A 10,356-nucleotide genomic window follows, 5' to 3' on the forward strand; every position below is an offset into this window, starting at 1 on the left:
GCGCATACCGCGTCCACAGCGCGGCGAGGATGGCGCGATCGTGATTGAGGCCAAAGCGCGTGCTCAGCGGGGCATGCTGCTGCACGCGGGTTTCGTACACGGCGATGCGCTGTTGCAAGGCAAGCAGCGCGCGCAACTGCGCGGCATCGTCGCCCTGGCCCAGCGTGCGAACCACTGCTTGCGTGTGCTGCAGGTCGCGGGCGTTGGTGGTGGCAGAGATCAGCATGCAGGCGGTCCACAGGCCGAGCAGGGCGAATCCGACGACGGCACACAGGGTGATGGGATGCAGGGCGGTACGGCGCCCGCGATCGCGGCGCGATAGCACAGCGAGGTGATGCCAAACAGGTAACCTGGACAGTGCTGATCCGTCCGCGCCCTTCGGTGGGAAGGGAACAAAGAAAACACCACGTACTTGCAGGCGGCGTTCGATGAGCTCTCGCAACCATCGTCCCAATCGCGCAGACCGCAAATCCAGATGGCAAGAAAGCTGCGCCCTGTATTGATCGGCGACGTTGGCGCCAAGCTGGAATACACCGTGAAAGGCAAGCTGGTCGCGCAATGATAGTAGCGCGGTTTCAATGGCCTCCTGCGTCGCATTCGATGCCAGTTCATAGCCAGCGATGGGTGTATTCCCCGTATGGATACTGTCCACCTCTGCGGCATCCAACACATACACCGGCGCAGACCAACGCAGGATGTCGGTCACACGCGTTAACAGGTAGCGTGCAGGAAAAGAGGCCGCCTGAGCGGTATCCTGCAGGGTGTTGGTCTTGCCATCCAGCACTAATACCACTGCATCGACAGGACGGCGGCGACGTAGCTTGCGAAGCTGTCTGAGCCAACCCTGATCGGGCTGCCCCTTGCGCGCGCCGCGCCAGAGCAATACTGCATGATCCGCGATCAAATAGCCGTCTTTGATGAGATCGGGCAACAGCGAAGCAATGGCCTCGTCATTACCTGTGAGCAGCAACCAAGGTTGACGATAGCGCCAGCGACGGCCGTGGCGGTCGCGCAAGAGACGGGACAGTTCTTCAAGCCCGGTGATTGGCGCGGCCTCGGACGCCGCGGGCGATGCCGTCACGCGAACCCTTGCGCTGCGCGTGGGCGGCGCGACGCGGTGCGATGCATGACGTGCCGCCCAACGACACATCGGTGCGAATAAGCTGCCTAAGGCCAGGAGTAGAAAACCTGTTGCGACCACCGCCAACGTCCGTACCCAAGGCCAGGGCATGGCACTTTCTCCATGAAACCATGCCAACACCGCTGCGACAGATGTCATGGCGATAATCGATATCCAGTAACCCGCAAGCTTCATCCGTTTTGTCCTTGTTCCTTGTTCATACGCACGGGCGGTTGCACCATGGCCAAGCGCAACTCATGACGATGGTCTGCGACAGCCTGCGGCTTGCCGGTTGCAGCAGCGTGTTCGGCGGCAAGCGCCAGGAGCAGCCATGGCGCGGCAACGCCGGCATCGCCGAGGGCCAGATCGACATCGTGGATGCCTTGCAAGTGTTCGGTGCGCGCCGCGCTGAATCCGAGATCACCGGCAGTGAAAAGCAAGCGCTCCTTCAGGCGCGCAGGGAGGCCGGCTTGCCATAGATCTTCGATTTGCTCCGCTTGGGCATTTCCCCACAGCGGCATGATCGACAGCGCATCCTCCAGCGTGCCTTGTCCCACTTCTACTGGGCGATGCACTAAAGCGTGGATGATCATCCCATTACGCTGAGCCTGCGGTGCCCAGCCAAGCAGCAATGCGACAGCGGCTTCGGCGCTGTCGGCATCCGGCATCGCGTGCAACCTCACGGCGACAACGAGGACACATTTCTCAAGTGCTGTGCCATCGTCGTCCAACCACGCATCCAACATCATCAGGCTTTCATCGGAAGGCAACGATGCGACTGGCGCCGGTGGATAGCCGAAGTCGTCCCAGCACGCGCGCCAAATACGCAGCATTTCATGCTGTTCCGTGTCTTCCGGCCATTGCACATGCACTTCCAGCGGCACATTCGCGGGAAGTGCTTGCAGGGTTTGATCGAGCCGTTCCAGAAGATCGACGAAGCAAGCTTCGAACCGTTCGTTCAACGTGGCGCCATCGATCTGCGATAACCGTGTGTGGCGAACGGCGTCATGGCCAACGGCGGGCGATTGCGAGGCGAGTCGCTTTTCACCCGCGGCGATCTGACCGGCGACCTGGGCATGGCCTATTGCGCACACGTAGGCACTACCCAACAGCGCAAGCGGCTCGCTGGCGTAGGAGATGGTTTTGTCCTGGTCTTCTTGCCATTGCCTCAGGCCGGCATCGATCCTGGCATGGACTAGCCCGCCATAGAACAAGCGCAGTCCAAACGGAGCGATGCCGATCATGGCCGGAATAAACAACAGTTGCAGCCAGAATTTCGCGGTATGGGTAGAGACGCCATCCGGCCAGGTCAGCAATGTATACGCGATGCCTCCGGCCAGGATGATCGCGAAGATCGCCAGCCATACGAAGGGATGGGGTTTCGAGGGGCGCACCGTATCGAACGGTGGCTCAGGTAACGGTACGGGCATAGCAGCGGCTCATTTCTTCAGGCTGGAAATAAGCCGGCAGCCGCATGTCAGCCGGTGGCCGTGGCGCGCAATGGGAAGGCCATCATCCTTCATGGACTCATCGCCTTCGACGATGTAATTGGGATGTATGTCCGGATGCTTGGTGCAGGTCGCCCGATCGCCTTTGCGCGCGACCTGCCGCTTTTCATAAAACATGCTGGCGGAGGCGCTGATGACGATTCCGTCGCCGGTAGTGCTGTCGCCGTATCGGATGACATCCATGAGTTCTGCTCCTGCGAAAGTGTTCTTTAACTACTGCAAGTTGTGTGGTTTGCGCGGCGCATGAACGCGGATAGCGTCAAGTGCCGCATGACGATGACGTCACTTCATATCGGCAGCTTGCCTTGCCGTTGCCGCTCCTCCTGCCAGCTACGCCGGGCCTTGGCCTTGGCGTGCTCCAGCAGGCCGGGCACGGTAGCGGCGAATTCGCCGGATGATGGGGGAATCGGCCACACATGGGGATCGTCCGCCTCCACCTGACAGGTGGCTTCGATCTCGGGCGGAAACACCGGCGTGCGGCAGGTGTGCAGCACCACCCAGCGTGTCAATGTGTAAAGCAGCACGAACGGCGAGACCAGCACCTGGAAGAAGCGCGGCAAGCCGCCGGCATAGTAGCTGCCCATGAACAGGAAGCAGTTCTTGAGCGTGGGCCGCACCGATAGTGCGACATACCGATCCAGCGGATGCTCGGCCACTGCCTCCGGCCCTTCGTCCATGTAGCGGCGGATGAATTCCCACATCTCCAGCAAGGCGCGCAGGCGTTCCACCGGGATGCTATGGCCGAGCGCAAACGTATCCTTGACGATGTCGCCGTCGAGCACTTGGCCGCGTATGTCCCGGTCGCCTGGCTTGGTGGTGCCGTAGCCGATATGGAAGAACACCTGGTCCCAGGGCACCGACAGCACGCCATTGCGTCCGTTGTGGCGGAACACATGCACCATGCGGGTTTTGCGATTGAAGCGAATCGGGTAATGGGTGTAGGTGAAATATTCTTTGAGCAAAATAAATTTAAAAAAGAAAGATATGATGCCAACCACCACTACTGTAAATAACAACGTCGACCAGAAATACGGATCTGAACCAAGAACGAGAATCGTGCGCGGAAACAAGGAATACAGATAAAACCAAGCCATACCGAGTCCAATGACTGTTGCTAAGCACATGGGCATGCAACCCCGGTACGCAAAACGCCGGTCGATCCAATCGATATAGGTGGAGTTGATCCGCACCAGCGACATATGCGGTTCGGGTTCGATGCCGGGCTGTCGTTCGCGCGGCAAGGCTTCATTCCGCTCCCGCTGCTTGAGTGGACGATTGATGAGGAAGGTCTGTATCCATCCGGTGTACACGATCAGCCTCCCTGTTCCAGCGCATGCAACTGCTGGGATTGCTCGATGATGTCGCGAAAGGGTTTGTGGGCGGTGCCGAAGTACAGCGACTTCTCCAACCACGCCTGCACCGCATTGGGTTCAAGCCAGGCCACTACGCCCAGCACGATGGCGATGGCCAGGCTATCCATCACGAGAGGCACCGCGATCACGCCGTTCACCACGCATCGCCGAGCGGCAGCTTGCCTTGCCGTTGCCGTTCCGCCTGCCAGCTGCGCCGGGCCTTGGCCTCGGCGTGTTCCAACAGGCCAGGCACGGTAGCGGCGAATTCGCCGGATGAGCGGGGAATCGGCCACACATGGGGATCGTCCGCCGCCACCTGACAGGTGGCTTCGATCTCGGGCGGAAACACCGGCGTGCGGCAGGTGTGCAGCACCACCCAGCGTGTCAGCGTGTAAAGCAGCACGAACGGCGAGACCAGCACCTGGAAGAAGCGCGGCAAGCCGCCGGCATAGTAGCTGCCCATGAACAGGAAGCAGTTCTTGAGCGTGGGCCGCACCGATAGTGCGACATACCGGTCCAGCGGATGCGCTCCCACCGCTTCCGGCCCTTCGTCCATGTAGCGGCGGATGAATTCCCACATCTCCAGCAAGTCGCGTTTGCGTCCATTCGGTGCGGCGTGACCGAGTGCAAATGCATCCCTGACGATATCGCCGTCGAGTACCTCGCCGCGTATATCCAGATCGTCGGGCACATTGACGAATTGTTGGCCAAGATGGCCGATATGAAAGAACACCTGGTCCCACGGCACCGACAGCACGCCATTGCGTCCGTTGTGGCGGAACACGTGCACCATGCGGGTTTTGCGGTTGAAGCGGATCGGGTAATGGGTGTAGGTGAAATATTCTTTGAGCAAAAGAAATTTAAAAAATGAAGTTATTAAGGCAATAATAAGAAGTGTAGGAATTAAAACAAACCAAAAATCAGGATCCTTGTCTATTATTAATTGAAGTGTACGCGGAAACATCCAATACAAATAAAAGCCAGCCATGCCCAATCCAATGACCGTTGCAAGACACATCGGCATACTTCCACGGAACGCAAAACGCCGGTCGATCCAATCGATATAGGTGGAGTTGATCCGGATTAGTGATAAATGTTGCCCAGGTTCGATGCCGGGCTGCCTTTCATGCGGTAGCGCCTCATCCCGCTCGTTTTGCGTGAGCGGACGGTTGATGCGAAAGGACGTTACAAATCCGGTAAACATGCTCAGCCTCCTTGCTCAAGGACAAGCAACTGCTGGGATTGCTCGATAATGTCGCGAAAGGGTTTGTGGGCGGTGCCGAAGTACAGTGACTTCTCCAGCCACGTCTGTACGGCATTGGGTTCGAGCCAGGCCACTACGCCGAGCACGATGGCGACGGCCAGGCTATCCATCACGAGAGGCACCGCGATCGTGCCGTTCACCACGCATCGTTGCCGAGCGGCAGCTTGCCTTGCCCCAGCTGCGCCGGGCCTTGGCCTGGGCGTGTTCCAGCAGGCCGGGCACGGTGGCGGCGAACTCGCCGGACGAGCGGGGAATCGGCCACACGTGGGGATCGTCCGCCGCCACCTGGCAGGTGGCTTCGATCTCGGGCGGAAACACCGGCGTACGGCAGGTGTGCAGCACCACCCAGCGTGTCAGCGTGTAAAGCAGCACGAACGGCGAGACCAGCACTTGGAAGAAGCGCGGCAAGCCGCCGGCATAGTAGCTGCCCATGAACAGGAAGCAGTTCTTGAGTGTGGGCCGCACCGATAGTGCGACATACCGGTCCAGCGGATGCGCTCCCACCGCTTCCGGCCCTTCGTCCATGTAGCGGCGGATGAATTCCCACATCTCCAGCAAGGCGCGCAGGCGTTCCACCGGGATGCTATGGCCGAGCGCGAACGTATCCTTGACGATGTCGCCGTCGAGAATCTGGCCGCGTATGTCCCGGTCGCCTGGCTTGGTGGTGCCGTAGCCGATATGGAAGAACACCTGGTCCCAGGGCACCGACAGCACGCCATTGCGTCCGTTGTGGCGGAACACATGCACCATGCGGGTTTTGCGATTGAAGCGGATCGGGTAATGGGTGTAGGTGAAATATTCTTTCAGGAGGATAAAACGGAATAATATTATGACTAGGCCGATACCAATTAGAACCGGGGGGGCTGACATCCACCAATCGGGGTCTGGTCGAATAAATATAAGATCTAATAACCCATAAATTGTAAAAATAGAAACTAGGGCAACTACGATCCCGCATATCGTTGCTAAGCACATGGGCATGCAACCCCGGTACGCAAAACGCCGGTCGATCCAGTCGATATAGGTGGAGTTGATCCGGATTAGTGATAAATGTTGCCCGGGCTCGATGCCGGGCTGTCGTTCGCGCGGCAAGGCTTCATTCCGCTCCCGCTGCTTGAGTGGACGATTGATGAGGAAGGTCTGTATCCATCCGGTGTACACGATCAGCCTCCCTGTTCCAGCGCATGCAACTGCTGGGATTGCTCGATAATGTCGCGAAAGGGTTTGCGGGCGGTGCCGAAGTACAGCGACTTCTCCAACCACGCCTGCACGGCATTGGGTTCAAGCCAGGCCACTACGCCCAGCACGATGGCCACGGCAATGCCGGCGAGGCTCAGCGCTGTTCCGAGTACCGCCGCACCGGTCGCCTCGGTATCCATCACAACGAAAATAGTTATAGAAGCGATCGTGATGCTCGTAGCACCTGCTATGGCACTCCAAATAGCCAATGCACGATGGTCATCCCAAAGCTCAAACCCCTCCCGTATCGCCATCGCGCCCGCCATGATTCCGCCCGCGGCACCGAACAACTTGCCGATGCCGGTAAACCAGTCGGACTGCTTGGTAAAATCAACGGCAAAAAAGTTGAACTGCTTGGCCAGCGGCGCCGCCCCCCACTCGGTCTGCTCCAGCACACGCCCCACCGTCGAGCCCGCACCGCCGATCACACCGGACAGGCCCGCGGCAAAATCCACGTCCTTATCGAAGGCTTCGTCCGGCTTGGCCGTGAGCATGCCGTGATAGGCGTGGCTGAGCGTGCAGGCGGACAGCAGCAGTTGCACCACGCCGAGTTTCGCGTCGAGGCTGGCCAGCGTGCCGAAGCTCTGCTGCAGGGCGTCGTCGATCTGTTCCGCCGTGAGCATGCCGCTGACGGCGGTGCGGCGTTCGGTCTTGGATAAGCCCGGCATCAACGCCTGGGCCTGGGCGGTGTCGAGCAGCACGACGCCGGTAAACGGATACGCTTCGCCACTATCGGGTAAGCGATCCAGCGCGGCGCGCACGCCGCTGCGGTAGCCGTTCGGGTCGCCGCCGGCGTAGTGGGCCACCAGGGCGGCCAGGGTGCGGGTGGCGTCCTGGCGACGCCATTCACCGCGGATGGGGAGGATTTCCAGCGCCGGGTTTTCCGCTTTCGCCACCAGGCCCAGCACGCCCATGTGCAAGCGCGTGACGGGTAGCCTGGCGAAGCCGCGGTCGATGTGCTGGTTCAGGTGCTGGATCAGCGGACCGCCCAGCTGGTAGAGCACGTTCGCCAGCTTGCCGGGAAAGCGTTGCGGCAGTTCGCCATGGGCGCCGGCAACGATGAGGTCCTTGTAGGCGTCAAAGCACTGCTCGGCCAGTTCCGTCCACGAGAACGCCGACGCGGTGGCGTCGCCGTCCAGCGTGACGGCCGACCAGGCCTTGATCAGGGGATCGTGGTTGAGGGCGAGCGCGCGCATCAGCCAGGCCTTGGTATCCCGCGGGTCGCGCTGGAGCTGTTCGGCCAGGTAGCGGAAGACGGCGCTGCGTCCGCTGGCCTGATGAATGAGCAGCGTGGCCAGGTCGAGGTAGGCTTCGCCGCTGAAGGCGTTCTGGGGATCGTAGTTGTGCGTGAGGTAGCGATGCAGCGCGTCGCTTTGCAGCCAGGCGAGGTAGGCCGTGTCCAGCGGTTGCAGGATCTGTTGGGCATAGTGATCGAACTGCTGCGCATAGACGCCGGGCGCGGTGCCCAGGCCCAGGTACTGCTCCCACGCGCCGGCCTGGAAGTGCGGGCGGTAGTGCTTGTCCCAGGCGTGCTCGGCAATGGCGTCCTGCCGGGCATCGATGGCGGCTTCGTCGGCACGCCGTACCTGGTTGAGCAACTGCTGGCCCTGGGGTGTCATGGACAGCACGCCCTGGCTGCTGGTGGCCAGCAGGCCCACATCCGCGTCGATCGTGTTCTGTTTTTGGGTAAGCACCGCCCCGTGGCCGATGGCTTTTTTCAAGCCGGCGATCCACTGCGCGGTTTCCATTTTCCATTTGCGCGACGCGTCATCGGTGAATTCGACACTGCGCTGGATGGCCAGTCCGTTGAGTTCCATGGCGAGGCCGGCCGGATCGGGCACGCCGGCGATGACCGGACGCCAGGGCTGGGCGGCACGGTACGCCCAGTCGGTGAATGCCTGGGTTTCTTCGCCGGTCACCCACAGGCGGTGCGGCGCGAAGGCCCAGGCGGCGGCGATCACCGGGCCGCTGTCAGCCACCGTGCCGAACGAGCCGGCCAACAGGTCCTGGATCATCGGCGAGAGCAGGCTCAGCGCTTGCTTACTGGTGGCATCGAGGCCGTGGAAATCTTCCGGCTGCCAGCGCTTGTCCGGAAAGAAGCGCTTGACGAAATCGCGCGTTTCCCGTTGCAGGGCGGCGGCGTCCGCCGCGAATTCCGCTACCTGATCCAGCGCCTCGAAGGTGGCCATGTTCGGCGGCAGGCCACCGTTGCGCCACTGCGCCAGATCGATGCGTTGCATGTGCGCCTGGCGGTAGTCGGGGGACGCATGCCGGTCGAACACGGCACGGGTCCAGCCGACGTCGCTGAAGCCCAGCCACACCGTGGTGGCGTGCGCGGCATCGCTGACGGTAAAGCAGCGTGCCAGGTAGGGATCGCTCTTGGCCCGGCAGATCGCGCCGAAGATTTTCTTGCCCACGCGCGGGGGCACCTGGGCGTAGATGCTGAACTCGCACAGGTAGCCTTGTTCGTTGACGACGTACGCGCTCCATTCCTGGCGGTGTTCCTGGAAGACGTACAGGTAACCGGGACGCAGCAGGCGCAAGGTGTAGTGGGCGGTGTCGGGCGGCAGCGGGATGGCGGCGAGGTCGGCGCCGAAGCGGGGCGGCAAGGCGGGCGCGTGCCCGATGTCGGCGCGTGCGACTGCATAGCGCACGGGCAGGATCGGCAGGCCGTGCTTGTCGCAGAAGGCGCAGGTGTCGGAGGGTGCGGAAGCGGTGGCGGTCGTCATGACTGGGTGTGTTGAGGGGCAAATGGGTGCGCCAGTTGGCGTAGGCGTGTGTCGTCGAGATCGGCGCAGGCCTTGAGGTAGGTCGTGCCCTGTTCGTCGAGATGGAGCAGGCGCCTGCGCAGGAGCGGGTGGCGATGGATAGAGCGGCCATAGCGCACGCCTTGCAGCGCATAGAGCACACGGTCCTGCTCGTTCAAGGCATAGCGCTCCGAGGCTTCGGCAAGCAGGCTGTCGAGTTGTTGCGCCGTGTCAGGATGGTGCGCCAGGACGGGATCGATGCATGCCAACGCGTGCAACGCACGGTTGATGTCCGCCATGCGTAGCAGCGTGGGCCATTGCTCGCTGGTCAATCGCAGCGGGCGCAAACTAGGTTGCGGCGTCGTGCGGTGTTGCGCGTGCCAGGTTCCGTCCGGTTCGCGCCAATGCCATGCGCGGAGAGGGCCAAGCACGCTGTTCCGCTGTTCCTCGGTAAGCAACCAGCGCAGGTGCCGGAATACGTACGGATCGTAATAGCGCAGCACATCGTTACCGCCATGAGGACGTTGCACGTGCATGCGCCGCGTCAGATGGGTTACCAGCGACGAAGCGGTAACATCGGTATCCAATAACGCCAGTACAAAACGCGTGCCATTTTCTTCTTCGCAGCGTTGCGCGCGTGCCGTCAGCGCACGGCGTGCGTTACCGTTCAGCGCGTCGAGATCCAGCAACATCGGAAACAAGTCGGCATAGGCTTGCAGGGTCTCTGGGACCACTCGCAAGGTGTCCAGATCACCCCACCACTTGTCTTCTGTCTCTGCTGCATTAATCAGTGCATAGCGTGCCGACGGCCACGCGGCATCATTCGATGCCTTGGGAAAGGTGCTGTCCATATCAATCACCGGTGCCCATCAACGCGGCGTGCGTGCTGTTGGCGCTTGCCCCGCGTGTGAGACATCCTTTGAGATCGAGGATCGGCGAGGACGTGGCTGCTATGGCGCTCGATGCGGTGGAGATCTTGTCCCACGAAGCGCATTTTTCAATGATGTCGCCGGGCGTAATGTTCTGAATGCCGTTGCCGTTGATGACGACGGTCGAGCCGCCGGCGCTGAGGCGTATTTCCTGCTTGGCGCTGAGGTTGAGCGAGCCGTCGGCACTGAGGATGTTC

At 61.2% G+C, this 10,356-nt stretch carries 11 protein-coding genes; all 11 read right to left on the reverse strand.

The features are described 5' to 3' along the window. The coding region (locus tag AC4HNJ_RS21250) for a hypothetical protein (protein ID WP_490481619.1) at positions 1–1,315 on the reverse strand (1,315 nt) is incomplete at its 3' end. Continuing rightward, positions 1,312–2,550, reverse strand: a complete 1,239-nt coding sequence (locus AC4HNJ_RS21255) for a hypothetical protein (RefSeq protein ID WP_490481620.1) — start codon at positions 2,548–2,550, stop codon at positions 1,312–1,314. The genes AC4HNJ_RS21250 and AC4HNJ_RS21255, both read right to left, overlap by 4 nt. A gap of 9 nt (positions 2,551–2,559) precedes the next feature. Further along, positions 2,560–2,811: a PAAR domain-containing protein gene (locus AC4HNJ_RS21260; RefSeq protein WP_490481621.1), complete on the reverse strand. Its 252-nt coding sequence runs from the start codon at positions 2,809–2,811 to the stop codon at positions 2,560–2,562. Positions 2,812–2,915: 104 nt separating this feature from the next. Then, positions 2,916–3,938, reverse strand: coding sequence for a DUF6708 domain-containing protein (locus tag AC4HNJ_RS21265; protein ID WP_490481622.1), 1,023 nt, complete (start codon positions 3,936–3,938; stop codon positions 2,916–2,918). A gap of 2 nt (positions 3,939–3,940) precedes the next feature. Continuing rightward, complete coding sequence (locus AC4HNJ_RS21270; RefSeq protein WP_490481623.1) at positions 3,941–4,129, reverse strand: hypothetical protein; 189 nt, start codon at positions 4,127–4,129, stop codon at positions 3,941–3,943. A gap of 5 nt (positions 4,130–4,134) precedes the next feature. Next, positions 4,135–5,184 carry a DUF6708 domain-containing protein gene (locus AC4HNJ_RS21275; RefSeq protein WP_490481624.1) on the reverse strand — a complete coding sequence of 350 codons (1,050 nt, stop codon included), beginning with the start codon at positions 5,182–5,184 and terminating at the stop codon, positions 4,135–4,137. 2 nt (positions 5,185–5,186) lie between these two features. Next, positions 5,187–5,357 (reverse strand): hypothetical protein, encoded by a 171-nt coding sequence (locus tag AC4HNJ_RS21280; RefSeq protein ID WP_490481625.1) that lies wholly within the window; start codon positions 5,355–5,357, stop codon positions 5,187–5,189. Next, positions 5,347–6,405, reverse strand: a complete 1,059-nt coding sequence (locus tag AC4HNJ_RS21285) for a DUF6708 domain-containing protein (RefSeq protein ID WP_490481626.1) — start codon at positions 6,403–6,405, stop codon at positions 5,347–5,349. The genes AC4HNJ_RS21280 and AC4HNJ_RS21285 overlap by 11 nt, the downstream gene beginning before the upstream one ends. A 2-nt stretch (positions 6,406–6,407) precedes the next feature. Further along, positions 6,408–9,212 (reverse strand): T6SS effector BTH_I2691 family protein, encoded by a 2,805-nt coding sequence (locus tag AC4HNJ_RS21290; RefSeq protein ID WP_490481627.1) that lies wholly within the window; start codon positions 9,210–9,212, stop codon positions 6,408–6,410. Beyond that, the gene (locus AC4HNJ_RS21295) at positions 9,209–10,081 is read right to left on the reverse strand and encodes a DUF4123 domain-containing protein (protein WP_490481628.1); all 873 of its coding nucleotides are present in this window, start codon (positions 10,079–10,081) and stop codon (positions 9,209–9,211) included. The genes AC4HNJ_RS21290 and AC4HNJ_RS21295 overlap by 4 nt, the downstream gene beginning before the upstream one ends. 1 nt (position 10,082) lies before the next feature. After that, positions 10,083–10,356: DUF2345 domain-containing protein (locus AC4HNJ_RS21300; protein ID WP_490481629.1), on the reverse strand; the 274-nt coding region annotated here is incomplete at its 5' end.

The organism is Dyella sp. SYSU CM1112, from assembly GCF_058216415.1.

Bases quoted from the DNA above. Each gene is read 5' to 3' on its own strand.
- AC4HNJ_RS21260 (WP_490481621.1), bottom strand. From the start codon at position 2,811: ATGGATGTCATCCGATACGGCGACAGCACTACCGGCGACGGAATCGTC.
- AC4HNJ_RS21295 (WP_490481628.1), bottom strand. From the start codon at position 10,081: ATGGACAGCACCTTTCCCAAGGCATCGAATGATGCCGCGTGGCCGTCG.
- AC4HNJ_RS21255 (WP_490481620.1), bottom strand. From the start codon at position 2,550: ATGCCCGTACCGTTACCTGAGCCACCGTTCGATACGGTGCGCCCCTCG.
- AC4HNJ_RS21290 (WP_490481627.1), bottom strand. From the start codon at position 9,212: ATGACGACCGCCACCGCTTCCGCACCCTCCGACACCTGCGCCTTCTGC.
- AC4HNJ_RS21275 (WP_490481624.1), bottom strand. From the start codon at position 5,184: ATGTTTACCGGATTTGTAACGTCCTTTCGCATCAACCGTCCGCTCACG.